The organism is Natronorubrum halobium, assembly GCF_051351675.1.
Taxonomy (GTDB): domain Archaea; phylum Halobacteriota; class Halobacteria; order Halobacteriales; family Natrialbaceae; genus Natronorubrum.
In genome coordinates this window covers 227,767-251,822 of the sequence record NZ_CP195596.1, presented here as the reverse complement: position 1 = coordinate 251,822, position 24,056 = coordinate 227,767, and the positions used below count along the sequence as shown (strand labels likewise).

At 61.4% G+C, this 24,056-nt stretch carries 21 protein-coding genes; 6 read left to right on the top strand and 15 right to left on the bottom strand.

Annotation, left to right across the window (positions count from 1 at the left end; genetic code table 11):
* Positions 1–23 precede the first annotated feature (23 nt).
* The 7 genes from ACSFC7_RS25135 to ACSFC7_RS25105 form a co-directional block, all read right to left on the bottom strand.
* Entirely contained in the window at positions 24–1,196 is a 1,173-nt protein-coding gene (locus tag ACSFC7_RS25135; RefSeq protein WP_436348652.1) for a dihydroorotase, read from the bottom strand.
* Positions 1,197–1,217: 21 nt separating this feature from the next.
* Complete coding sequence (locus tag ACSFC7_RS25130) at positions 1,218–1,433, bottom strand: hypothetical protein (protein WP_436348650.1); 216 nt, start codon at positions 1,431–1,433, stop codon at positions 1,218–1,220.
* Positions 1,434–2,274: 841 nt separating this feature from the next.
* Complete coding sequence (locus ACSFC7_RS25125; RefSeq protein ID WP_436348649.1) at positions 2,275–4,251, bottom strand: archaea-specific SMC-related protein; 1,977 nt, start codon at positions 4,249–4,251, stop codon at positions 2,275–2,277.
* An 85-nt stretch (positions 4,252–4,336) separates the two neighbouring features.
* A complete protein-coding gene (gene rdfA / locus ACSFC7_RS25120) occupies positions 4,337–4,987 on the bottom strand; it encodes a rod-determining factor RdfA (RefSeq protein WP_436348648.1) in 651 nt (216 codons plus the stop codon).
* 844 nt (positions 4,988–5,831) lie between these two features.
* Positions 5,832–6,140: a ubiquitin-like small modifier protein 1 gene (locus tag ACSFC7_RS25115; protein ID WP_436348647.1), complete on the bottom strand. Its 309-nt coding sequence runs from the start codon at positions 6,138–6,140 to the stop codon at positions 5,832–5,834.
* 5 nt (positions 6,141–6,145) lie between these two features.
* A complete protein-coding gene (locus ACSFC7_RS25110) occupies positions 6,146–6,988 on the bottom strand; it encodes an NAD-dependent epimerase/dehydratase family protein (RefSeq protein ID WP_436348646.1) in 843 nt (280 codons plus the stop codon).
* 167 nt (positions 6,989–7,155) lie between these two features.
* Complete coding sequence (locus ACSFC7_RS25105; protein ID WP_436348645.1) at positions 7,156–8,220, bottom strand: glycoside hydrolase family 88/105 protein; 1,065 nt, start codon at positions 8,218–8,220, stop codon at positions 7,156–7,158.
* Positions 8,221–9,167: 947 nt separating this feature from the next.
* Between ACSFC7_RS25105 and ACSFC7_RS25100 the strand changes: the two genes are divergently transcribed.
* Positions 9,168–9,995, top strand: a complete 828-nt coding sequence (locus ACSFC7_RS25100) for an SDR family NAD(P)-dependent oxidoreductase (RefSeq protein ID WP_436348644.1) — start codon at positions 9,168–9,170, stop codon at positions 9,993–9,995.
* A gap of 110 nt (positions 9,996–10,105) precedes the next feature.
* Positions 10,106–10,561 carry a universal stress protein gene (locus tag ACSFC7_RS25095; protein WP_436348643.1) on the top strand — a complete coding sequence of 152 codons (456 nt, stop codon included), beginning with the start codon at positions 10,106–10,108 and terminating at the stop codon, positions 10,559–10,561.
* Between the two features lie 283 nt (positions 10,562–10,844).
* Here the strand turns inward: ACSFC7_RS25095 and ACSFC7_RS25090 are convergent, their stop codons facing one another.
* From ACSFC7_RS25090 to ACSFC7_RS25055, 8 genes are all read right to left on the bottom strand, one after another.
* Positions 10,845–10,991: a hypothetical protein gene (locus ACSFC7_RS25090; RefSeq protein WP_436348642.1), complete on the bottom strand. Its 147-nt coding sequence runs from the start codon at positions 10,989–10,991 to the stop codon at positions 10,845–10,847.
* 160 nt (positions 10,992–11,151) lie between these two features.
* Entirely contained in the window at positions 11,152–11,904 is a 753-nt protein-coding gene (locus tag ACSFC7_RS25085) for a M24 family metallopeptidase (protein ID WP_436348722.1), read from the bottom strand.
* Positions 11,905–11,988: 84 nt separating this feature from the next.
* The gene (locus tag ACSFC7_RS25080) at positions 11,989–12,414 is read right to left on the bottom strand and encodes a universal stress protein (protein ID WP_436348641.1); all 426 of its coding nucleotides are present in this window, start codon (positions 12,412–12,414) and stop codon (positions 11,989–11,991) included.
* Positions 12,415–12,510: 96 nt separating this feature from the next.
* Positions 12,511–13,917, bottom strand: coding sequence for a GntP family permease (locus ACSFC7_RS25075; protein WP_436348639.1), 1,407 nt, complete (start codon positions 13,915–13,917; stop codon positions 12,511–12,513).
* Positions 13,918–14,059: 142 nt separating this feature from the next.
* Positions 14,060–15,103, bottom strand: coding sequence for a zinc-dependent alcohol dehydrogenase (locus ACSFC7_RS25070; protein WP_436348638.1), 1,044 nt, complete (start codon positions 15,101–15,103; stop codon positions 14,060–14,062).
* A gap of 59 nt (positions 15,104–15,162) precedes the next feature.
* A complete protein-coding gene (gfo6, locus tag ACSFC7_RS25065) occupies positions 15,163–16,239 on the bottom strand; it encodes a D-xylose 1-dehydrogenase Gfo6 (RefSeq protein ID WP_436348636.1) in 1,077 nt (358 codons plus the stop codon).
* An 894-nt stretch (positions 16,240–17,133) separates the two neighbouring features.
* Positions 17,134–18,369: a mandelate racemase/muconate lactonizing enzyme family protein gene (locus ACSFC7_RS25060; RefSeq protein ID WP_436348635.1), complete on the bottom strand. Its 1,236-nt coding sequence runs from the start codon at positions 18,367–18,369 to the stop codon at positions 17,134–17,136.
* 173 nt (positions 18,370–18,542) lie between these two features.
* Positions 18,543–19,991, bottom strand: coding sequence for an aldehyde dehydrogenase family protein (locus ACSFC7_RS25055; protein ID WP_436348634.1), 1,449 nt, complete (start codon positions 19,989–19,991; stop codon positions 18,543–18,545).
* Between the two features lie 181 nt (positions 19,992–20,172).
* Here ACSFC7_RS25055 and ACSFC7_RS25050 point away from each other — a divergent pair, with 181 nt between their 5' ends.
* The 4 genes from ACSFC7_RS25050 to ACSFC7_RS25035 all read left to right on the top strand — a co-directional run bounded on the left by ACSFC7_RS25050 (position 20,173) and on the right by ACSFC7_RS25035 (position 24,056).
* A complete protein-coding gene (locus ACSFC7_RS25050; protein WP_436348633.1) occupies positions 20,173–21,045 on the top strand; it encodes a fumarylacetoacetate hydrolase family protein in 873 nt (290 codons plus the stop codon).
* Positions 21,046–21,257: 212 nt separating this feature from the next.
* Positions 21,258–21,392, top strand: a complete 135-nt coding sequence (locus tag ACSFC7_RS25045) for an RICIN domain-containing protein (protein WP_436348632.1) — start codon at positions 21,258–21,260, stop codon at positions 21,390–21,392.
* Between the two features lie 331 nt (positions 21,393–21,723).
* Positions 21,724–23,007, top strand: coding sequence for an ABC transporter substrate-binding protein (locus ACSFC7_RS25040; protein ID WP_436348631.1), 1,284 nt, complete (start codon positions 21,724–21,726; stop codon positions 23,005–23,007).
* Positions 23,008–23,093: 86 nt separating this feature from the next.
* A complete protein-coding gene (locus ACSFC7_RS25035; RefSeq protein WP_436348630.1) occupies positions 23,094–24,056 on the top strand; it encodes a carbohydrate ABC transporter permease in 963 nt (320 codons plus the stop codon).

Genomic DNA, 24,056 nt, shown 5'->3' with positions numbered 1-24,056 from the left:
TTCGAGGACCGGAGCACGGTAACTCACTCGGCCACTGGAACCCCGTCTTCGTACCGTGGAAGGTACCGCCCGTCCCCGCCTTCGGCGAGCACGTCGTTGTGCTCGACGACGAGTTCGCCGCCTTTGATCGTGTGCGTCGGCGCACCGGTGAGTTCGCGGCCGAACGCCGAACACCAGCGGTTGTCCAGTCCGTAGAGGTAGTCCTCGTCGACGGTGAACGATTTCGTCAGGTCGACGATCACGGCGTCGGCGTCTGCGCCCTCCACGAGCGCGCCTTTCCGCGGGTAGATCCCGAACCGTTTCGCGTTGTTCGTCGAACAGACCTCGACCATCCGCTCCATCGAGATCCGGTTCTTGTTTACGCCCTCGCTGAGCATGAGCGGGAGGAACGTCTGCAGACCCTGATCTCCCGGCGGCGAGTCCCAGACGCTCCCGTCTCGCGGTCCCTTGAACTCGAGCTGGTACGGGCGGTAATCGGTGCCGACGTTCTGGAACGTGCCGTTCCGAAGCGCCTTCCAGAGCGCCGCCTGATCGTCCTCGTAGCCGATCGGAGGCGAGATCTTCCCCCAGAGACCGACGTCCTCGTCCTCGCAGTGGTTGGCGAGGAAACTCGGCAGGGTCTCCCCGTAGAGGTTGACGCCGCGTTCCTGGTACCGAGAGAGGGCGTTGAGCGTCTCCTCCATGTTGTTGTGAACGACGTACGACGTCGCGCCGGTGTGCTCGGTGAGCATGCCGATCTGTTCGATCTGCATCGCCTGACTGATGCCCGGCGAGGCGTCGGCCCAGGCGCTGAGATCGTCCCGCCCGGCCTCTTTCATCTCTTCTACTTTCACCGGGCCGAGATCGTCGTTCTCCGCGTGGAACATCACGACCGCGTTCTCCATCTCGGCCGTCTTCTTCAGGACGGTGTAGACGCGGCCGGCGTCGGAGTGTCCGATCCCGAGTTCGGGCGCGGACGTCTTGTACATGTTGAAGAACAGTTTAAACGAGCGGATCCCCTCGGCGGCGAGGTCGTCGATCTCGTCGATGTGGTGGTCCTGGTGGACGATCGCGTGGAACCGAAGTCGATGTAGGACTGCCGTTCGCCGGTTTCGACGAAGAAATCCATGTCTGGCACCGTACGGCACCTCCTGCAGGAGGAACGTGAAGAACGACATCACGCCGCCGGCGAGGCACGCTTTCGTCTCCGTCTCCATGTCGAGTTCGTACTGCGTGTGTTAGTCGTGCTCGTACCGGGAGATCCCCATGTGGTTGTGCGGGCAGATGAACCCCGGAATGAGGTAGTTCCCCTCGGCGTCGATCGTCCGCTCGATCGGGACGGAGCGCTGGCCCGCTCTCGTCGCATCCAGATCGCTCGAGACGGGTGACTGTGCTCGAAACTGAGCCGGACGAGAAGCCGTGGACAGTCCGCGACACGATGAAGCTGATTGCACGCGAGACGGCCGGTTGTGGCGTGACGGTGGGAGAGGTCGATAGCCGGCTTCGAATCAACAAGCTGTCGCTTATACGAACTGATATCTAATCAGTCATATCTTGAATCGATCAGCCTTTGATTCGGCCCTCCATCGAATCTACGAGCGAGATCGTGACCCGCTCGAGGCGTCTTACTGTCCCACCTTGAGCGTGTAGGCGGAATCATTGGAATCGTTGACCAACAACGCCGCCCGGTGGGTGGCCATTCGTCCGAATTTCGGTCGTATGACTTGATTACAGTACTATCGGGCCAGCCTGGTCGATCGAATCATTCTTATTTTGATCCTAGAGATCGAAAGTACAACGGCGTCGAAGAGATGGTTCATCTGCGGATGGTAATCGTTTGCGTTAGTATCCGTGGACGTCGTTATCAGTGGGTTCCGAGATCGAGACGGCCGTCACGAACATTTTATTTGAACAGATGTTAACCTATCCTCCCAGATATCAAATCATTCAATATCCCAGCCGCATCAATTACGAATTCACGCATCCATCACGCTCGGTAGTACGATAGTCGTCAACCGAACTGGAGGAATATCGCGACTGTTTTGCGCAGTGATCTCTGCCGGCTATCTAAATGTTCACCTATTGTGACTATTTTACCTATTGTAACTACTGCAAATTCCGTAACTATTGTGTCGTCCAACTTCCTCACTCTATCGTAGCGGAGTCGATCGCCGGGCCCCGCCGGTTCGTGATCGCCGCTCGAAAGCAAGGTCCAGCGAGACGCAACGGCTGGTCCGCGTTTCGTCGACCGCCTCGTATTGACGGCCAGCCGAGCGTGGAGTGCCTACCCCGGCGCTACTGGGCCGCAGAGGCCGAGTCGATTTCCGTAACCACACCGTGATCCACTTCGACCGCCTGTGCGTCCTCGTCGAGTAACGCCACGACGAGGTACGGAACGTAGGACTCGAAGTACTCGATGAGCATCGCGATCCGTTCGGAATCGATCGCCTCGAGCGAGTCGAGTAGCATGAACGGAACCGTCTCGTAAACGTCGTGGACGAGATAGCCTGCGAGGGCGAAGACGAGACCTGTCACTTCCCGCTCACTCTCGCTCAGGTGATCGATCGTGTCTTCGTAGGCCGCACCGTCGTCGGTGCTCCGGACGATTTTGAGGTCGAACGACGAGCGCGAGACCTTGCGACGACCCTCGCGGACCTCGCGGCTCGTCCGATCGATCCAGATCCGATCGAGATTACCGTATTCGAGTACCTCGAGCAGGTTCTTCATGTGTTCGTTGAAGGCCTCGACTGCATCGGCCTCGATCTGATCGATCCGCGTGCGCAGGTCGGTCAGTTCGTCGGTGATGTCGTCGCGACGGGCTTCGAGTTCCTCGCGCTCGTCGAGACGCTCCTCGATCGAGGCGATTCGATCGTCGAGTTCGTCGCGTTCGCGCTCTTTCCGTTCCAGTTTGAACTCGAGTTGATTGACTTCCTTGTGCTGGTCGAGGATGCCGCTGTAATCGTCGGCCTCGAGGTCGTCGATCGTGGCCTCGAGATCGTCGACCTCGTCGGTGAGTTCCTCGCGTTCGGTGGTCGACTCCTCGATGCGATCGCGTCGTCGGTCGATCTCGTCGTCGATCGAGTCGAGACGTCGCTGGGTCTGTCGGTACTCCGTGCGGTTATCGTTGATCGTAGACAGCGTCTCCCGCCGCTCGTCGAGTTCGGAACTGATTTCGGATCGCTCTTCCAGCCGGTCCTGTCGCGCGGTTCGAAGCTGTTCGATCGTCGTTTCGATCTGGTCGCGCGCAACCGACGATCCACAGGTCCAGCAGGTGACCGTCTCCGAGTCGGCGAGTAACTCGTCCGTCACCGGGCCGTCGTCCTGTTCGGCGTCCGGAAGTACCGACTCCTGCTCGTCGAGCAACTGTTCGTTGAACTGGATCGTACTCTGGAGCTGTGAGATCTCGTCGGAGAGCGCCGCCTTTTCCTCCTGAAGCGTCTCTATTTCGGCCTCGAGCCGGCTGATCTCCCCCTCGTCGCCGGACGAGAGCGATTCGAGGCGTTCTTCGACCTCGTCGCGTTCCTCCTCGAGAGCCTCGATGCTCTCGCGTTCGGTTTCGATCCGATCACGGACGCGTTCGAGTTCGGAGCGCGTCTCGCGTAGCTCCTCGAGTTTCGTCTCGAGTTCGGACTGCTCTTCGCGCCGTTCATCGACGTCGACGTTGGTCTCCTCGAGCTCCGCCTGTGCCTCCTCGAGTTCCTCCTCGAGGCTCTCGATTTCGTCGGTCGCTCGCGTCCGTTTCGCCTCGAGGTCGGGCAGTTTCCCCTCGAGTTCGTCCAGCTCTGCGAGTTGGTTATCGATCTCCTGTTTCCGCCGTTGACACTGCTCGATCTCGGCCTTGATCGCGTCGGTGTCGACCGGTCGCATGATCAGTTCGCGAAGGTCGTCGCCCCGGGCGACGGCCTGTCGCGCTTCGTTGGATTCGAGCAGGAACGCGAAGAGGTCCGCGAGCTCGGGGTCGTCGAGATACGGATCGCCGTCGGTGACGATGGTCCCGTTCCGACGCTGAAGCGTTCGCCGATAGGTGTCGTCACCCAGTTCGAGTCTCGCGTGTCCCTCCTCGGCGTCGGCTTTGAGACTGACCTGATCACTCCCCAGTGTCGCCATGATCGCCTGTAACAACGAGGTACGGTTAGTCGCGTTTCGTCCCGAAAGAACTGTTACCCCATGCTGGAACGAGACCTCCGTCTCGTCGATTCCGCCGATATTGTCGACGGAGAGCGTCGCTCGCTCCGGAGTATCTTGTTCCGCCCTATCCAGGTCACTTTGCATGTATCCGGGTTCTCGCTCCCAACAAAAATAATTTACCCCTTCCGTATTTGTAGAAGTTTGTCACGAAATCCGTGTCGATTCCCTCTTATCGGGTCTCGTCCGCGGATGAGTCCTGACAGTCACAGGAGCGTTCGTCCAACAGCGTTCGAATCGGATATTCCTGTAAGCAGTCCTCACACGTTACGGTAACGGAGACGGTCACGTTGAACTCGCCGATGTCGAGGATATCGTTTCGCTCGAGTTGGGCGACGGTGTCCGTCGTCACCGCCTCGGTTCTGTTCTGGAGCGCGCCGAGTTTGTCGGCGCTCCGTTCCACTCGTTCGTCGTCGCTCGGGGTTTCGAGTGTCGCAGCGAGACAATCCGTGAGGTGGTTGTAGACCGTTTGGTGGGAGACGAAGTTCGACTCGACCTGGTCGATCGGGACGCCGTCACGTTCGAGTTCGTTCCGCGTCTGCACCTGTGTACCGCTGCTGACGTCGTCATCGGTCAACAGCCGGTACGTGTTCTCGATCTCACCGTCTTTGAGGAGGATATTCGCGTCTTCGAGTGCGGCCTCGAGCACTCGCTGGTTTACGTACGTTGCGAGTTGGCGCGTGCTCAACTGCTCGTCGCCGTCGCCAGTCCAGTACGTAACCAGCTCGTCGTCGAGGTTCGGGAGCTCGTACTCGGTAGCGACGCGTCCGAGCTTGCATCCACACGCGGTCTCTGATTCTGATGAATGGGTACGTTCGGTCACTAACTGTGGTTATCGGCCAGCAGATAAAAAATATTTGGGTCGCGAACTGATTTACGGGGGTATGAATGTAATAAACTTTACTGCCGGACGTCCGTTTCTACATCGATAGTATCTACTTCAGAGATAAATAATAAATATGTCACTTATCGTCCCGATAGCGTCACGATATCGTTCATGCTCACTAGAACACTACCAGCGTACTGGACCCGTATCAGCCGACAGGGCTTAACTATTCGTTCGAATACTGGTCACGAATTAGTTAACCCATAACCGGCCTTGAAGGGCCGTACACAGTCGTGGTCGTACGTGTGACATACTATCCTCAACGGGTAGATCGCCGAATCATCTCGTGCTTGACTAATCAGTACTGCGGACAGTCCCAACGAGGGGTTTGATTCCGATACACGAATGGGAATCAGCATCGAATATACATGTATGTATAATGGTGAAACCAAGCACCTTCTCGTCTTCAAATTGTTTCAGCCGCGCACTGCCAGCGATCATCGAATCGTGGCTCCCGTATTCGAAACCGACCTATCAAAATTCTCTCATTCGGACCTCGATCAGCGTTTCGGCCACCGATGACGTGACGCTCGAACGCCCGCGGGCTATGCACCAGTTACCGTTCCGTACTCGAGTGGGCCCATAGTCGACCGCCATCGATTCGCTGTGTGCGGTATCCGATGACGAACGTGCCTTTGGGTCCGATCGGATTGATCGTTTCGGGTTCGCACAGGCCGATTGAGAACGAACACGCGCCGCGCTGTACGGTATGCCGTTTCGTTTTCGTGCCAATTTCAGTCCGGTACGGGGCAGTCGGCGGGACGGACGGAGCGAGATCACGTCAGCCGCCCTCTGCCGGTGGCGACGCACTGAGATCGTCGCCGTCCTCGACCGGCGTCTCGATGCCGTCCTCGAAGGCGACGTTCCGGCCGTTTCGCATCACGCTGATCGAGCCGCTGAACTCGTCACCGTCGAACACCAGGTCCCGGATCTCGGGGTACTCCTCGCCGAGGTCGTCGAAGACGTCACCGACGGTAGCGTCGCTCGACACCTCGCGCTCGAGGCGCTTGTCGCCAACCGCGTCCCGAAGCGGCCCGTAGAGGGTACAGGTCACGTGCATGCCGCCCGATTCGTCGCCAATCCCCTTCAAAGTCGCTATTCCGGCGGGGAGTCCCACTCCTCGCCGTTGTCCCGTGGCTCGTAGCCGATCGTATCGCGAGCGTGTTCGATGCTGTACCAGCGTCGATCGTTGTCGCTCACGCCGCTGAAGATCTCGAAGCGCTCGTCGTCGGTCCGAAGACAGCGGTCGATCATGTGCGCGAAGTCGCGTCGGGACTGCCACATCGCCTTCATCCGGGCGACCTGCTGGGCGTACTCGTCGCTGTCGCGCTCGTACTCGCCGTCGTCGACGTCGTGCTCGGCGTCGCCGTACGGATGATCGTACTCGGGCATACGAAGGCTGCAGATGCGAATCGCGTGCGCTCGTTTCGGGTACTCGTAGTTCTCGACGTAGTACCGACAGAGATCCTCGCCGAAACTCTTCGAGACGCCGTAGTACGAATCCGGACGAACGGGATCCTCGTGAGAGAGTCGAAAGGACGACTCGGTCCCGAAGTAGAGTTCGGGGGCGTTCTCGGACTCGTACATCCCCATGACGTGGTTCGACGAGGCGAAGACGACCGTCTCCAGTTCGGCCTCGCGAGCGGCCTCGAGCGCGTTGAGCGTGCCGATGATGTTGGGCTGGTGAACGTCGTCCCACGTGCCGTCGGTGAAGGGGTAGCCGGCGAGGTGGATCATCGCGTCCTGGTCGGCAGCGGCGTCGCGGACGGCGTGACTATCCGCAACGTCGGCAACGATCGTCTCGTATTCGCCGTACTCGCCGTTCTCGTCGGGCTCCTCACGATCGAGGTAAGTAAACTCGTAGCCGGAATCGTCGTGCAGGTGATCGATGATGGCGGTTCCACATCGGCCGTACGCACCGGTCAACAGGACGTTCATGGCTATCGATTGCTGCCAAGTGCTCATAATTGTTTGGTCAGCGGACCACGTCGCGCCGGGGACGCATCGTGAGTCGACACCGGTAATGTGTGCAGGGTCGAGGGTGTCGTGAGCGACGACAATTCAGTCGAAAAAGCTCGCCGGCACTCGAGAAATCCGGTCCGGGACTAGAACTGCGCCGCAGCGAGCAGGAAGAACCCCTGTCCGTACAATGTCGACGTCAGCGGTGCGCCCGGTCCGCCCGGCGGTCCGGCGACCCGTCGGACGGCACCCTCGTCGTCGACGAGTCCCCGACAGACGTCCATCGCGTTCTGGGCGGCTTGCTCGTACTTCTCGTCGGAGACGATTCCCAACTCGAGGGCGCGCTTGAACGCATAGGTGTACATGAGCGTGCCCGAACTCTCGAGCGGCGTGTGCGGATCGTCGACGAGGTTGTACCACATCCCGCTATCGTCCTGTCGCTCGACGATTGCCGAGGCGACGTCGTGAAAGATTTCGATCAGCTGGTCGCGGTCATCGTGGTCCTCGGGGAGGTACTCGAGGACGTCGACGATCGCGGCCTGCGCCCAGCCGTTGCCGCGGGCCCAGAAGGTACTCTGTGGGTAGCTGTTGGGCTGTTCGTGCCAGATGTGGCGGAAAAGCCCGGTGTGGGGATCCTGGAGGTGCTTCGCGTGGACGATGAGCTGTTTGGCGGCCTCGTCGAACGCCTCGGGATCGTCTGCGGCGGCCCCGTAGCGGGCGAAGAACGGACACATCATGTAGACCGAGTCGATCCACAACCCCTTCACGCCCGACAGTTCCGGGACGTGGTGGGGGATGCCGCCGTCTTCGGTTCGGGAGACGGACTGGAGGTTCTCATACTCGCCGCGGGCGGCCTCGAGGTAACGCTCCTCGCCGGTTCGGCGGTAGAAGTCGAGAACGCCGTGGCCGATCGACGTGGTGTTGTTCGTGTTCATCGCTTTCCGCTCGTCGATGTGCCAGTTGGCGTCGTACTCTTTGCCGTGCTGGAACACCTCGATCGGGTAGCTCGGCCCGTAGGAGAGCTGTCCGTTGCTGTCCTGGGTCTCGACAGCGCGGTCGACGAGGTCTCTGGCGGCCTCGACGAACTCCTCGCGTTCGATCGCGAGCAAGCCGTTGATGGCGACGCCTTTCTGCCAGACTTCGTTCTCCATGTCGCGAGCGACGGTGTACGCTGCAACGTCCGTCATGGCCTCTTCGAGGGACGTACTCATGTGACGTTGGCTACTAGTTTGCCGGATTCGGCATAAACCTTGTCGGACGCGTCGGGAACAGTCTTCCACCGTCGACTTCCGGTCTCGGACAGTTTCGGCCGAGACTGCCGAGCGGACGACGAAACGGAGTAGTCATGGCTTCATCTGTTATCTTGCTGATTCCGAACCATGGCGTACGCCAAGCTACAGGACGGTCTACGAGACGTTGCAGTCGGTTTGTTGACACCGTTCGGTGACGATGGCGGGATCGAACGATACCCTCGTGGGAGCGATCAGCGTTTCCGGGCCGACGAACCGATTCGACGCGGAGGTGTTCAGGGACGAGATACAGAATAGCGTTCTCAGCACGGCGAACGTGATCGAGGTCAATGTGACGTGCTCGTCGGCATCCTATCTCACCGGATCGCTCGGTTTAGCGCGGTAAAATGGCCGATTATCCGGTATGTGGTGACGCTGGGATCCGGAAGGAGTGTTTTACATCCATGTGGGCGTAAAAATTGGACAGAAAAACGCGGTCTACGCGGTGAGGTGTACCTCACGGGACCTCCCCCACTCGAACCGTGACTGAAGATGGGTGTGTGGCCGGTAATACCAAACGGGAACTGCGTGGCACACGAGATCCGGCCTCCGAACGATGGATCCGATAGCGTCGGCGGTCGTCGACTGCGTTGACCGACAGTATCGAAATACCGCCATCGCGACGCTGTTCTCGAGTTCGCCGCCGAGCGGAATCAGTTCACCGTCGGATGTGGGTGTCAGTCGCGCTCCAGTACGTCGGTTAGCGTGTGCGCGTCCCGACGAAGTGAGGTCCGGACGACAGTGAACGGTCCGGAACTATTTCAGAACGACGTTTATCGACACGAGACGAAGCGACGACAGTCGATGTCAGTCGCTGCCCGCTAGCGGTCCGAAGGAACTGTTAAGTGACTCGTTCTCCGAGTGAGAGAATGGGCGAAGTAGCGTACGATTTCTCCGGAGAGACCGTCATCGTGACCGGCGCCACGTCGGGTATCGGCCGAGAAGTCGCCTGCCGGTTCGGTGCGGCCGGCGCGACAGTTATCGTCGCCGATATCCGCGACGAACCGAAAGACGACGACGAATCGGCTCCGACCCACGAACGCATTGAGGATGCTGGCGGCCGAGCGACGTTCGTCGAAACGGACGTCTCGGATCCCGAGGACGTGACGTCGGTTGTCGAGGCCGCGAGAGCGTTCGGCGGCGTCGACGTCATGGTGAATAACGCCGGCATCTATCGCCACGGCTCCCTCCTCGAGACCGACGTGGACGCGTTCGATCAGGTGTTCGCGATCAACGTCCGCGGCGTCTTCGCCGGCTGTCGCGCGGCCGCCAGAGAGATGCTCGCCAGGGACGATCCGGGCTGTATCCTCAATACGGCGTCCGTCAGTTCCGAGTACGCCCAGATCGGACATTCGATGTACGACGCCTCGAAGGGCGCAGTGATGATGCTCACTCGCGTCGCAGCGCTCGAACTCGCACCGCACGATATCCGCGTCAACGCCGTCGCTCCGGGGATCATCGAGACGACGTTCGGCACGGGCAATCCCGACCCCGATGGAGACGTCGACGATCGGTTCGTCGCCAGCGATGCAACGCTCCCGGAGCTCGACGAGCAGGAACTCACCACGGATATTCCGATGGGTCGAATGGGAACGCCCGAGGAACTCGCCGGCTCGTATCTGTTTCTGGCGTCCGACGAGGCCAGCTACGTCACCGGGCATCTCCTCTACGTCGACGGCGGCTATCAGGTTCTCTAGCGTCACGCGTGACTCTGGGCCACGATTTCGTATCGGTCCCCGTGCGACCTCCTCGAGCGATCGACTCCTGTCCCATACAGTTAAGGCAACTGACCATGGCGTGTTATATGATGTCATTGGATACGATTCTCGTTGCGATCGGACCGACGGATACCGACCGATCCGAAGCGATCATGGAGACGGTACTCGCGACGGCGAAGCCGGCCGATGCGACCGTCGTGCTCGCACACGTCTTTACGGACGACGAGTACGAGCAGCGGCTCTCTCAGCTCGAATTCGACCCGGACCGTGAATCCGTGAGTCCCGACCGAGTTGCCGACCGCTACGCGGCGATCCAGGATCTCAGAAGCAGCCTCGAGGAGGCCGATCTCGAGTACGAGATTCGCGGTGCCGTCGGCGAACAGGGACCAATGATCGTCGAGTTGGCGACCGAGGTCGATGCGGATCGCGTCGTCGTCGCGGGCCGTCAGCGATCGCCGGTCGGCAAGGCCGTGTTCGGATCCACCGCACAGGAGGTCCTCCTCTCGTCGCCCTGTCCCGTCACGTTCGTCTGTAGCGATTCGTGAGGCGAACCTGACACTGTCTGGCCCGACAGTTCCAGCGACTGCTGTTTTGCGATCCAGTCACCAGACGCCGGTCTCGACCGTGTCGCTCTCCGACTAGTCGGCACCGTGGTTCGAGAGGTGGCCACAGTGCGGACAACTCGAGAGATGCTGGTCCAGGGCGATCAGTCGTGCACAGCGAGGGCACTCGTACTCCATAGCGGAACGGACTATCGCTAATCACTAAAATGTTACCACGACGATTGTCGAACTCCGGCGCGGTTCCGAAGCGACGACCGACGACGGATCAGCCGTCGAGGCTGGAACGTCTCGTCGGTAGCTCTCGCTGATCGTCTGCTACCCGTTCGATCGGAATCGCCCCGCAGTTGATCGCCGCCGAAATACACTTCCCCGCGACGAACGCTGTTCGCAGTTCGCTGTAGCGCCTCGTCACATCCGATCTGAAAGGAGGGTCGTCGGAACATCGGTTGGTCGAGCTACGACGCCGTAGATGCTCGAGGTCGCGGCGAGACGCGAGGGTGGCTGACGACCGTCGACGACCCGTTTTCGGGGTCGACTCGAGGGGTAATGAAGACTGTGGTTCCTCGAATCCGTCAGTCCCGCCCCTCGAGCGGATCGTGAAACGCAACGGAGTCGTCGAACCCGACGGCATCGTAACTCGTCGTCGGCCAGTCGCCGGTCGAGGTGAGTACCTGCACTCCGTCGTCGACGAGGATCGTATCCTCGCACTTCGCCCCCCGAATCGTCGGATTCCACGCGTAGGGAAACGGCTCGAGGACGGGACGTTCGGCGTCGGGACCGGCGGTCCACTCGCGACTCTCGTAGCCGATCGCTCCGCCCTGGTGGTGCGCTCGCCACTCGTCGGGATAGCCGACCGCATCGTACGCCGTTCGAATCGCGTCGAAGACGTCCCCGGCGGTCGCACCGGTTCGGGCCGCGTCCAGCGTCGCCGCTGCAGCCGTCGCGGCGACTCGACACGTCGCATCGTGGCGGTCGCGGAGCCACTCCGGCGGATCGAACGCGACCGTTCGCGTCACGGCGACGTTGTGGCCGCCGCGTTCGGCGACGACCGTCAGGTGACCGAACCGATCCAGCGGGGCGTCGGTCGGAGTAAAATGGCGCTGCCGGACCGAACGATCCGAGCCGCCGACGAGGACGACCGGCGACGCGAAGCCGCGATTCGAGAGCGCGCGTCGAAGCGCCGACGCGGCCTTTCGTTCGGTCGTCCCGGACGTGATCTCGCGGGCGACGGCCTCCACGGCTCGCGTCGTCTCGAGAGACGCCGTCCGATACCGCTCGAGTTCGAACGTGACCGCAAGTTCTCCACCCGTCGCGTCGCGGTGTATCAGGTCAACGAGCAGTCCGTCGCCTGACGGACCTGAGGCGGCGAACGCACCTCGACCGAGCGGGCGGTGAATCCCACCTCCCCACTACTCGTCCATGACGGCGAGGACCGGACACTCGGCGTCGAGTAACACCGACTGGGTGACGCTGCCGAACAGCGCCTTCCCGACGGGAGACCGGGAGCGACCGCCGACGACGACGTAGCTCGCGTCGACGTCGCTCGCGTAGTCGAGGACCTCCTCCGAGGGGTTGCCGGTACGACCGATCGCTTCGTACTCGTCGGTTACGCCCTCGGCGGCCTCGGCGACGACCCGGTCGGCGAGCGCTGCCGCCTGTTCCGACGTGATCGAGCCGTCGAAGTCGAGCGACTTCTTGATGAGATACTGATGATCCGCTCCCTCGTGGACGAGGACGACGTGAAGCGGTTCGTCGAACCGGTCTGCAAGCTTCCACCCCTCCGAGAGCACTTGTTTCGAGCCTTCTTCTCCGTCGATTGCTGTGACGACGACCATATACACGCTATCGCACGCCTCACGTAAATATATTTTCTCGCTACCGAATGAATTCCGCAATAGTATGGTTTCGAAGCGGACGGGTGTTCGCGACGATTAGGTGAGCGGGAACAGCGTCGAAAGGACCATGACGACGACGAATCCGGTCAGCGAGACGATCGTCGTCAGCGCCGTCCAGATCTTGAACGTCTCCGCCTGCGTCAAGCCGCCGATTTCCTTGACGATCCAGAAGCCGCTGTCGTTGTACCACGAGAAGATCGAACCGCCCGCGCCGATGATCATGACCAGGTAGACCGGATTGACCGACAGGTCGCCCACGAGCGGTGCCATGATCCCTGCGGTCGTGAGCAGGGCGACCGTCGCCGAGCCCTGCGCGATGCGAATCGTCGCCGCGATGACGAAGCCGGCGACCAGTAGCGGAATGCCGAGCCCCTCGAGCGTGGTGGCGATGTACTCGCCGATCCCGGAAGCGGCGAGCATCGCACCGAACGCCCCGCCGGCGGCGGTGATCGCCGCGATGTGTCCGCCGCTCTGCAGCGAGTCGACGAGTTCGTCGGACCACACCTCTCGAGTCAGCGACTCCATTCGGTAGTAAGTTATCGCCGCCGCGATCGCGGCGGCGGTCAGCGCGAAGTTCGGATCGCCGACGAAGGCCGTCGCCGGCTCGACCGCCTCGAGCGTCCCTTCGAACGCGCCGAGTCCGAAGGTATCTTCGGCGGCCATATCGAGGAGGTAGTCCAGCGTCGTGTTCGACGCGATCAGGAACACCGCGAGCAGGATCGGCAGCGACGCCTCGAACATGCCGGGCAGTTCGGACAGCGGCCGGTCGGCCAACTCCTGAACGCGGTCGACGGACGAGCCCATCGTCTCCCGGAGCGGGACGTCGACGTGCCGATTGATCCACTTGCCGTAGAACACGCCGGAGACGATCACGATCGGAATCGCGACGACGGCGCCGACCAGCATCGTCAGTCCGAGATCGACGCCGAGTTCCAGGGCGACCGCGAGCGGTCCGGGAGTCGGCGGCACGAACCCGTGAGCGGTGACCCCGGCGGCGCCGACGATGGTAATGAACAGCGCGTAGTCGCGTCCCGTTCGAGCGCGCATCGACCGGGCCAGCGGCGCCAATAGGAAGAAGACGTTGTCGAAGAACACGGGGATCGCGAGCACGCCGCTCGATCCACCGAGTGCGAGATACGAGTGTTCCTCGCTGGTAAACGACTGAAACCAGCGGACGATTCGCTCGGCAGCCCCGCTCTCCATCATCGTCTTTCCGATCACCGCCGCCATCAGAATCGGAATACCGACACCGACCATCGTGTCACCGAAGGCCGCTGCCGTCTCGGCTGGAACCTCCCCCATCGGCACCTCGGCCGTCGCCGCACCGACGATCAGCGTCGCGAGTATCAGTCCGATGAACGCCGGAACGCGTAACCAGACCAACAGCGCGATGACTGCGATCAATCCAATACCGAAGACGACTACCGGACTCTCCAGCGCCATGGTAACACAGATATCACTACCTGCCAAATAATCTTTGGTGGATGTTACTTTAGAATAATTATCTACACAGTCACAGATAATCCGGATAGCTACCGATCGTGGAGACCCGTCGAGACAGCCGAATCGTCCGATCGCAGGCCGTTCACTCCCGCAGCGTACTCACGTCGAAGACGGGTTTGCAAGTGTCTCCCGCGAGGAACGATTCGAACGCCTCGTCGGCCTCGAGCAACGAGTACCGATCGTCGAGGAACGTCTCGAGGTCGACGTCGCCGGACTCGATGAGCCGCATCGATCGCTCGAAATCCTCCCAGGTCGACGCGTAGGAACACTGCAGGTCGATCTCCGCGCGGACGAGCGGAGAGTATTCCATCGTCGTCTCGCCCGTCTGGCCGACCATGACGATCTGGCCGCCCTTTCGCACCTCGTCGACGGCCATCGTCAGGCCGGAGGGGTGGCCGGTCGTGTCGAAGACGACGTCGTAGCCGGCGCCGTCGGTCAGCTCCGCGCGGGCGGCTTCGAGGTCGTGCTCCTCGACGTTCAGCGGCCCGAAGCCGAGTTCCTCGGCGAGCGGGAGCCGATAGTTCGTGTCGCTGCCGACGCCGGCGACGACGACGTCACCGCCCTGCGCGTCGGCGATCTGGGCCGTCAGGAGTCCGATCGGTCCCGGGCCGGCGACCATGACGCGCGATCCGGCACCGACGCGCGAGTTCTGGATGACGGCTCGAGCGCCGATGCTCGTCGGTTCGACGAGCGCGGCGTGTTTGGGGTCGACCCCGCTGGGGACGTGTTGGAGCGCGGTTTCGGGAACAGAGATGTACCCTGCGTACGCACCGTCGTGGTCGACGCCGGTGATCACCGCGTCCTGACAGACGTTCTCCTCGCCCAGCCGGCACTGATAGCAGGAGCCACAGCCCCGGATCGGCCGCTCGACGACGCGGTCGCCGACGTCGAACTCCGTGACACCGTCGTCGACGTCGACGACGCGGCCGGTGTACTCGTGGCCGATGGTCGTGGGAAGCGACATCCGCTCGAAGGCCGATTTGAACTTGTAGATCCCCGCGTCGCTGCCACAGAGACCCGCGTAGTCGACTTCGATCAGCGCCTCACCGGGTGCTGGCTCCGGTCGCTCGAGGTCGACGAGTTCCATCCGTCCGTACTCTCGGCTCGTTTTCGCAAGTCCGCGCATACCTCGAGTCCTCGCCCGACGATTATAATTCTATGGGATCGACTGCTTCGGTGCCGAGGTCAGATGTCGACGGGGTCGTCGCGTTCTGCGGCCTGGTGAATCGCCCGGATCGTTCGCATATCCGCGAGTCCGTGACGGCCGTCGGGACGAATCGACTCGCCACTGAGCACTCGGTCGGCGAAGTAATCGAACTCCTCGCGCATCTCCTCGACGGCGCCGTAGTCGGTGTCCTCGATGGTGGCACGGAGACTCTCCGACGAGAGATGCATGGTCGCCTCACCGTGGAACGCAGGGGCGAGTTCGATCGTTCCCTCGGTGCCGATGATCTTGAGCTGTGTATCCTGCTGTGCGTGCTGGCTGGTCGTACAGACAAGCGGCAGATCGCCCTCGAGAGTGATGGTGAACGTCGCGGTCTGGTCGGGAACGTCCTCGAACGCCTCGTGTGAAGAGGCCATCCGTGCGCTCACGGACACCGGATCGCGCTCGAGGAGAAAGCGCGCAGTATTGATCGGATAGATGCCCAGGTCCATCACGGAGGTGCCGTAGCCGGTGACGTCGGGATCGAGCCGCCACTGGTCGGGATCCGGATTCATCTCGAGGATCGGCTGGGTGTTGTTGCCGTAGACGTGCGTCGGCTCGCCGACGAACCCGTCCTCGATGAGTTCCTTCGCCCGCCGAACGGCGGGCTCGGTTTGCATCCGGTAGGCCGTCATCAGCGGGATTTCGGCATCCTCGGCGGCCTCGACGAGTCGTTCGGCGCGTTCGACTGTGGCCTCGAGCGGCTTCTCACAGAGCACCGCCTTGCCGAGTTCGGCGGCGGTTTCGACGTACTCGAGGTGGTATGCGTTCGGCGTCCCGACGTAGACCGCGTCGTACGCATCGGTCGCGGCGCCGTCGTGGAAGTCGTCGTACGTGATGGCCGCATCGACGTCGTGTCGGTCCGCGAGCCGATCCGCTTTCTCCTGGGACGAACTGACGAGTGCAGTCGTCTCGCAGTGAGTCGACTGTTCGATCGCAGGAATGACGACGTCGACGGTCCACCAACCGAGGCCGACCAGTGCGAATCGAACGGTCCCGTCGGTTCCGCTCTCCCAGTCGCGTTCCGTAAACCGGTCAACTATTGAATGTGTCCCCATGCGCTTTGTTTCGTCCGCGGGGGATAAAATCGTTCGTACTTCGACCCCGTGCAACCGGCCGTATCTGCTCGGCGACGACGATTCCCGTTACGAGAATGCCGTTCTATATAACAGAACAACCATTCAGAATAATCGCCACACAGTTCTCTACGTAGTCAGCGTTCCACAGCATTAGTCCACCGCGGTCTCTCTTAGCTATTTTGACGGGTTACTGTACCTTCTCGACAGCTACTATTACGGCCGTACTATCGTAAAATACGTCCCGCTCGTCGCGCCTCGAGCCCATTTTCCCGGGACTGAATCGATATGCTAACCGGACGATCGCTGCTCGAGACTGAACTGTGCGAGGATCGCGTATTCGTGCCCCACACGTCCCGGTAGAACCTGCACAGCAGCCGTCCACTCGGTTACGCTGAGGAGGATAGTGTAGTCCACTTCTTTGTCAATAGTTGACGATGTTCATTGTGCATAATCTCGCTATCGTTCTGAAAGGGAGAGAACTGTTCTACAATAGAGAAACAGATTTCGTGCTACTTGTCGTTCCGTCTCGGTCTCCGTTCGACCACACGGCGGACGAATCCCGATCGAGCGCGTCGAGCGGTGCAATCGCTGGGAGGCACTCACTCCTGTCGTCACTCGTCGTCAGCAGCAACCACCTCACAAAAGTCGCCGATCGATGGGTGTGTCCGTAGTCGATACGTTTCGCGGAGACGAGCGTCTGTGCGTATCGAGACACAACGGGCTCGCGGTTCAGCACGCAGTTCCCCGAAAAACACCGTTTTGCTGAAGGGTGATCCGCAACTCGTGTGCTCGAGGCGGCTCTCTCCTCACGAGCACGACGCGGCATGCGCCGCATCGAACAACGCTGAGCAGATCTCAGCGAGCCCGATGAAGCTACGCTTCGTCGAAGAGGGTCTCGCCCTCGACCATGTACTCCTCGACGGCGTCGAGATCGAGCGTAAGCCCGAGTCCGGGTTTCTCGGGGACCTCCATTCGGCCGTTCTCGATGAGGTTGTCCTCCTCGACGAGGTCCTCCCACCAGCCGAGCTGGTAGGAGTGGTACTCGACGGCCAACGAGTTGGGGATCGCCGCCGCGACCTGTGCGGACGCCATCGTCCCGATCGGTGAGGAGACGTTGTGCATCGCGACGGGGACGTAGTACATGTCCGCAAGTTGGGCTACCTTCTGGGTCTCGCGCATTCCGCCCACGCGGGGCAGGTCCGGCGCGATGATGTCGACGGACTGCTCCTCGAGCAGCCGGCGCTGCCCGTGGGTCCGATAGACGTTCTCGCCGACGGTGATCGGCGTCGTCGTCGACTGGGTGACCTCCCGCTGGACGTCGTGGTTCTCCGGGGGCACGGGGTCTTCGAGCCACCAGACGTCGTACGCCTCGAGTTCGCGGGCGAGTCGTTTCGCGGAACCGGCGGAGAACGACCAGTGGCAGTCGAAGGCGACGTCCGCCCTGTTGCCAACACGATCGAGGACCTCGCTGACGATCTCGACTTTGTGGTCGATCTCGGGGCCGCGCAGGTGGCGGTTCGCGCGGTCTTTCTCGTGGCCCGAGGGAACGTCCAGATCGAACTTGATGGCGTCGTACCCGAGTTCCTCGACGACGCGTTCGCCTTCGTCGGCACAGGCGACGGGATCGGCCTCGTCTTCGGTATGAAGGTCACAGTAGATGCGGACGTCGTCGCGGTACTTGCCGCCGACCAGCTGGTAGGCGGGAACGTCGAGGATCTTGCCCGCGACGTCGTGGAGCGCGATCTCGATGCCCGAGATTGCCGAGATGACTTTCCCCGAAATCGAGCCCTCGCCGGACATCTTCTGGACGAGGTGTTCGTAGAGCCGATCGATGTCGAGCGGGTTCTCGCCGACGAGGAACGGCGTCATCCGTTCGATGATCGCGTCGTCGCCGCCGCCCCAGTAGGATTCGCCCGTTCCGACGAGTCCGGCGTCGGTGTAGACCCGGACGAGGATCCACGGGTAGTTGCCGTCGACCATCGTCGTCTGTACGTCCGTGATCTCGACGTCGCGCGGGCCACGATCGGCCGTCAGCTGCATCGTCTCCGACGACAGATCGCGCATGGTATACTCTGCGTTCGGATCGCGTAGCGTCCGGTAGTTCGGCATACGATCGACATATATTCGCCGGGGTATATCACGTTTGGCATGTCGGATACTATCATAGATGCTGCCACTTCGTTCTGTATGGCTCACCGCCAATTCTACGTCGCGCCGACCCGTGCGCTCGTGAGTGAACGCACTCGAAAAATAACTGCCGTCGTCCCACGCCGTTGGTTCCGTCAGAAGCTGTCGTAGACGGTCTTCTCGATCGTGTAGAAGTCGATACCGGCGTCACCCTGTTCGCGCCAGGTCTCGCTCGAGGACTGCTTGAACCCGCCGAAGGGGACGTGCAGTTCGAGGCCGGTCGTCTTGTCGTTGACCTTGGCGACACCGGCTTCGACCTCGCGGACGAAGCGCTCGGCTTCGGTGTGATCGTCCGTGACAATACTCGCCGAGAGGCCGTAGTCGACGTCGTTCGCCGTCTCGAGACCGTCCTCGAAGTCTTCGACTTCGATCACGGCGAGGACGGGACCGAACACCTCCTCCTGTGCGATTCGGTAGTCGTTGTCCACGTCCGTGAAGACCGTCGGCTCGACGTAGTAGCCGTCACCGAAGCGCTCGCCGTCGGGCTGGCCGCCGCCCGTCTCGAGGGTCGCACCTTCCTCCTGGGCGATGTCGATGTAATCGAGGGTGCCCTCGAGTTCGCTCTCAGTGACCTGCGGGCCCATGTCGTACTCGTCGCCGGGACCGATCTCGATCGACTCGGCCTGCGCGACGACGCTCTCGACGAACTCGTCGTAGACATCGGTGTGAACGATCGCACGGGAACAGGCGGTACAAGCCTGTCCGGTGACACCGAACGCACCCGAAGCGACGATTTCGGCGGCTTCTTCGACGTCGGCGCTGTCGGAGACGACGGTCGGGTTCTTCCCGCCCAGTTCGGTCTGAACGCGCTTGCCGTCGTCGGTGGCCGTGTCGTAGACCATGTGGCCGACCTCGCCGGAGCCGGTAAAGGAGACGGCGTCGACGTCCTCGTGGGTGATGATCGCGTCACCGACGGTGCTGCCGGGACCGGTGACGACGTTCGCGGCTCCGTCGGGGAGGCCGGCTTCGTCGAGCGCCTCGAAGAGTTCGACGGCGACGCCGGGGGCGACCGAGGCCGGGTTGAGGACGACCGTGTTTCCGGTGGCGAGTGCGGGCGCGAGTTTCCAGGCCGGGATGGCGATCGGGTAGTTCCACGGCGTGATCAACGCGGTGACGCCGACCGGTTCGTCGACGGTGTAGAGGTTCGTCCGCGGACCGCTCGCGGATTTTACCGAGCCGCCGAGGTCTCGAGTCTTCTCCGCGTAGTAGTAGAAGATATCGATGGCCCGCTGGACCTCACCGCCGGCTTCGGCATGAGTCTTCCCTTCCTCGCGGGTGAGGAGGTCGGTCAGTTCGTCCGTGCGATCGGCGAGGATCGACGCCGCCTCGCGCAGGATCGCGCCGCGTTCGGGTGCGGGCGTGTCGGCCCAGTCGTCCCGTACATCTACCGCGGCGTCGACGGCAGCGTTCGCGTCGGCGACGCTCGACTGTGAATACTTGGCGACGACTTCCGCCGGTGCCGCCGGATCGGTCGTCTCGAACGTCTCGTTCGTTTCGCAGTCGGTCCACTCCCCGCTCACGTAGTTCTGGTAGCGTGCGGTCACGCCGAAGACATCGGCGAGGAAGTATAGAATTCTTGTGATCTGTACAGGAATCTCCGCTTCAGAAGCTGTCGCCCGTTCTGCGGGCTGTACTACACGATATGACGACTTCGACCGATTTACTGCGATAGTATCCCCGGACACCAGAGCTAATATGGTTGGGCGAAAAGGAGGTGATACCCACATGCGTTACTACCAGCTCTGCGAGGGGGGTTCCCCTCGTCTCGCAGTGGAAACGGCGGGATCACTGTCAGATCTCACCGCAGCAACGTCACAACTGCAGACGTTCGAGGACCTCCTTCGGGCGTCCGCGATCACCAACCAATCGGTCGACGCCGTCGCCGACCGCCTGCTCGAGGACGCGGCCGACCTCTCGGACGAGGCACTCGAGGAGAGCCCGCCGACAGCACCCGTCTCTTCGGGAGAGGTCTGGGCAGCGGGCGTCACGTATCGGATCAGCGAGGAAGCGCGCAAGGCCGAGAGTTCCATGCCGGACATGTATCTCGACGTCTACGAGAGCGATCGACCGGAAGTGTTCTTCAAGGCGACGCCGGACCGAACCGTCGGTCCGAACAAGGGGGTCGGCATTCGCGCCGATTCGGAGTGGGACGTCCCCGAACCGGAACTCGGCGTCGTCCTCTTCGAAGGCGACATCGTCGGCTACACGATCGGCAACGACATGAGTAGCCGCTCGATCGAGGGACAGAATCCGCTCTACCTCCCACAGGCGAAGGTGTACGACCGGTGCTGTTCGATCGGTCCCTGCGTCCGCTCGGCCGACTCGATCGACGATCCGCACGACCTCGAGATGTGGATGACGATCAGTCGGGGCGACGACGTCCTCTACGACGAATCGACGAACACGAGTAAGATGGTCCGATCCGTCGAGGAACTGGTCGACTGTTACGTCACGCACAACGCCGTTCCCGACGTCTCGGTCCTCCTGACCGGAACGTCACTGGTTCCCGACGAGGAGTTTACGCTTCGCGAGGGCGACGAGATCGAAATCAGCCTCGAGGAGATCGGCATCCTCTCGAACACCGTCGTCGAGGTCTGACTATCCAACGAGCGAGTACGAACGGCGAGAGACAGTAGCAGTCGACCGGTCCGAACGAGTACCGTTGAGAGTGTGTGTTGGAACCTCTCTGCGGCGCATTTTCGGCGGTAGATGGCGTAACCGTCCGTCGTTCCGTTCTGTCCAGAGCCATCCCGCTCGAGAGGCGAACCCCGAGTTACTGGTCTAGAACGATCCGACCGGAGGTTTCACTCGTGGACGGCTCACGCGCAATCACGAGCGGGTACGTTGCGGACGTACTGGACGCATCGACCGACGACGGTGCCGACGTCGTCCAGTGGAGTTGGTGGGACGGCGACAACCAGAAGTGGGACTTCAATCCGAGCTGATCGGGGAGAATCACACCGATTGCGGTCTCGTTACCAGTCGATTTCCGCGACTTGTGGATCGACCTGGTACCCAGATCACCCGTCGATCCCCACTGGTTCGAATACCGTGTGTATTCTGCATACACGGGAGCGTGTTCAGTTTCCTCGTTCGATGCGATGATCTCGAGCAGTCAGATCGGTATCGTCGAATCGTCACATACAGTCCGTATTCGGTTGAATCACGAAACGGGGGAATTCCCGAACTACCCGCCAGAGTGTGAGCCAGCGTCGAACCTCGCGGTGTTGCTACACCGGTAACTTTATGAATATGTGGTCATATCTCCTGACCAGCATGGTTGAGAATGACAAACCGACCAATGGTATAGATAGACGAACGTATCTCAGCGGTATCGCAGCGAGTGCTGCGGCCGGATTAGCAGGCTGTACCGGCGATGGCAGCGGGGACGGGTTCGAGGTCCTTCACGGCTGGACCGGCGGCGACGGCGCGGATGCCATCGATACGCTCACGAGCGCGTTCGAGGAGGAGCACCCCGATATCGAGGGGAACTTCGAAGCCGTCGGGGGGGACGGGAACGTCGAACTGAACACGGCCATCCTCCAGCGGTTGACGAACGAGAATCCGATGAGTTCGTTCGCCAACTGGCCGGGCAACAACCTCCAGCGGTACGAAGGGGTCCTCATGGATCTCGAGGAGGACGTCTGGGAGGCCGACGGATTGAAGGAGAATATTCAGGACCGAGCCGTCGAACTCTGTACGTTCAACGGGCAGATGCCGGCGGTGCCGATCGGCTCGCATCGAATGAACAACCTGTTTTACAATACGGCCGCCTTCGACGAGGCGGGCATCGACGCGGAGGATCTCGGGAGCATGTCCGACCTCCTCGATGCTCTCGAGACGATCGACGACGAGACCGATTACGTCCCGTTCGCCCACGGGATGCGCTCGGCGTTCCTCGGCTTACAGACGTGGGTCCAGATTCTCTCGAGTCAGTCCGGTGTCGACGCCTACACGGACTTCATCGAAGGCGACGGCGACAGGGACGCCATGATCGACGGGTTAGAAACGCTCCAGGAGATCCAGGAGAACTACATCAACGACGACGCGTCGTCGATCGGCTACACCCAGGCCGCGCAGAAACTGATCGCCGACGAAGCAGCGTGTATTCACGGCGGGAACTGGCAGTACGGGATGTACCGGGCCGACGACGATTTCAACTACGGCGAGGAGTGGGACTGGATCCCGTTCCCCGGAACCGAAGGCGTCTACTTCTACCACCTCGACGCGTTCGTCACGCCGAACGACAATCCGAGTCCGGACGAGACCGTCGAGTGGCAGAAATTCGTCGGAACGCGGGAGGCCCAGATCGAGTTCAACAACCTCAAGGGATCCGTGCCGCTTCGAACCGATATCGATCCGGACGAGTTGACGGACTTCCTCGCGATGACCTACGAGGATCTCCTCGACTCCGAGGAGTACCCGCCGACGCTCGCACACGGACTCGCCGTCGAGCCCCGACAACAGAACGACTGTGAGGGTGCGATCGGGGACCACTTCATGGATCCGTACGACGCCGAAGCAGCGGCGGACGCCCTGCTCGAGGCCGTTTCCCAGTAACGACGGATCGCGTACGATGTGTGCTATGAGAGGCCCCGGGACAAGTAACAAATTCTTTATCATGGGAGACAGAAACGGACAGTCAGATGGCAACGCACGACACAGCTGAACACACGGATTCGACGGCAGGACCGACCGAAGAGGTGGTAGACTGGCGGACGAAGCTCCGGTACTTCCTCAATAGCGACTTCGTTCGGTCGTCGCCGTACTGGGGGATCCCCTTCGTTCTCATGGGAATCGCAGTGTACGGTGGCATCGGCTACAACCTCGCGATTTCCTTCACGGACTACGCGGGAATCGGCCGTCCACAGTTCGATAACTTGAGCCTCGAGATGTATCGAATGGCGCTTGCAGACGGATCGTTCAGGGCGGCTGCGTTCCAGAACTTCGTGCTGCTCGTCGGGTTTACGTCGGTTTCGCTGGGGCTCGGGCTGTTCCTGGCAGTCCTCCTCGATTACGGTATCAGGTACAAGGAGACGATCCAGACGATCTATCTCCTGCCGATGGCCCTCTCTTTCGTCGTGACGGCACAGCTCTGGCTGTGGATGTACAGCCCGGGGAACGGGGTGTTGAACGTCTTCGTGACATCGCTCGGGTTCGAACCGATCGATTGGCTGGGGAATCCACGGCTCGCACTCGCGGCCGTGATCTTCGCACTGGTCTGGCAGTTCAGCGGTTACGCGATGGTCGTCTTTCTGGCCGGGCTGCAGTCGCTTCCGTCGGACCAGTTCGAGGCCGCGAAAGTCGACGGAGCGAGTCCGACCAAGACGTATATCCGGATCATCATTCCGCAGCTAAAGCAGGCGTCCGTCGGCGCCGCCGTTGTCCTGATGCTGTTCGCGCTCAAGGCGTTCGACTTCCTCTACGCCATCACCGGCGACTATCGGCCACCGAACGGGACCGATATCCTGGCGACGCTGATGGTTCGAGAGGCGTTCCAGTACGGACAGTGGGCGTACGGCGCGGCGATCGCGACGTTGCTGTTGATGCTCTCACTCGCCGTTATCGCACCGTATCTGATCTTCCAGTACCGACAGGGGAGCCTCTAA

What these genes read in the sequence shown, in the direction of transcription:
- ACSFC7_RS25035 (WP_436348630.1), top strand. Translation starts at nt 23,094, where the DNA reads ATGGCAACGCACGACACAGCTGAACACACGGATTCGACGGCAGGACCG.
- ACSFC7_RS25080 (WP_436348641.1), bottom strand. Translation starts at nt 12,414, where the DNA reads ATGGTCGTCGTCACAGCAATCGACGGAGAAGAAGGCTCGAAACAAGTG.
- gfo6 (WP_436348636.1), bottom strand. Translation starts at nt 16,239, where the DNA reads ATGGGGACACATTCAATAGTTGACCGGTTTACGGAACGCGACTGGGAG.
- ACSFC7_RS25075 (WP_436348639.1), bottom strand. Translation starts at nt 13,917, where the DNA reads ATGGCGCTGGAGAGTCCGGTAGTCGTCTTCGGTATTGGATTGATCGCA.
- ACSFC7_RS25100 (WP_436348644.1), top strand. Translation starts at nt 9,168, where the DNA reads ATGGGCGAAGTAGCGTACGATTTCTCCGGAGAGACCGTCATCGTGACC.
- ACSFC7_RS25110 (WP_436348646.1), bottom strand. Translation starts at nt 6,988, where the DNA reads ATGAACGTCCTGTTGACCGGTGCGTACGGCCGATGTGGAACCGCCATC.
- ACSFC7_RS25105 (WP_436348645.1), bottom strand. Translation starts at nt 8,220, where the DNA reads ATGAGTACGTCCCTCGAAGAGGCCATGACGGACGTTGCAGCGTACACC.
- ACSFC7_RS25050 (WP_436348633.1), top strand. Translation starts at nt 20,173, where the DNA reads ATGCGTTACTACCAGCTCTGCGAGGGGGGTTCCCCTCGTCTCGCAGTG.
- ACSFC7_RS25095 (WP_436348643.1), top strand. Translation starts at nt 10,106, where the DNA reads ATGTCATTGGATACGATTCTCGTTGCGATCGGACCGACGGATACCGAC.
- ACSFC7_RS25040 (WP_436348631.1), top strand. Translation starts at nt 21,724, where the DNA reads ATGGTTGAGAATGACAAACCGACCAATGGTATAGATAGACGAACGTAT.
- ACSFC7_RS25070 (WP_436348638.1), bottom strand. Translation starts at nt 15,103, where the DNA reads ATGCGCGGACTTGCGAAAACGAGCCGAGAGTACGGACGGATGGAACTC.
- ACSFC7_RS25135 (WP_436348652.1), bottom strand. Translation starts at nt 1,196, where the DNA reads ATGGAGACGGAGACGAAAGCGTGCCTCGCCGGCGGCGTGATGTCGTTC.
- ACSFC7_RS25125 (WP_436348649.1), bottom strand. Translation starts at nt 4,251, where the DNA reads ATGCAAAGTGACCTGGATAGGGCGGAACAAGATACTCCGGAGCGAGCG.
- ACSFC7_RS25060 (WP_436348635.1), bottom strand. Translation starts at nt 18,369, where the DNA reads ATGCCGAACTACCGGACGCTACGCGATCCGAACGCAGAGTATACCATG.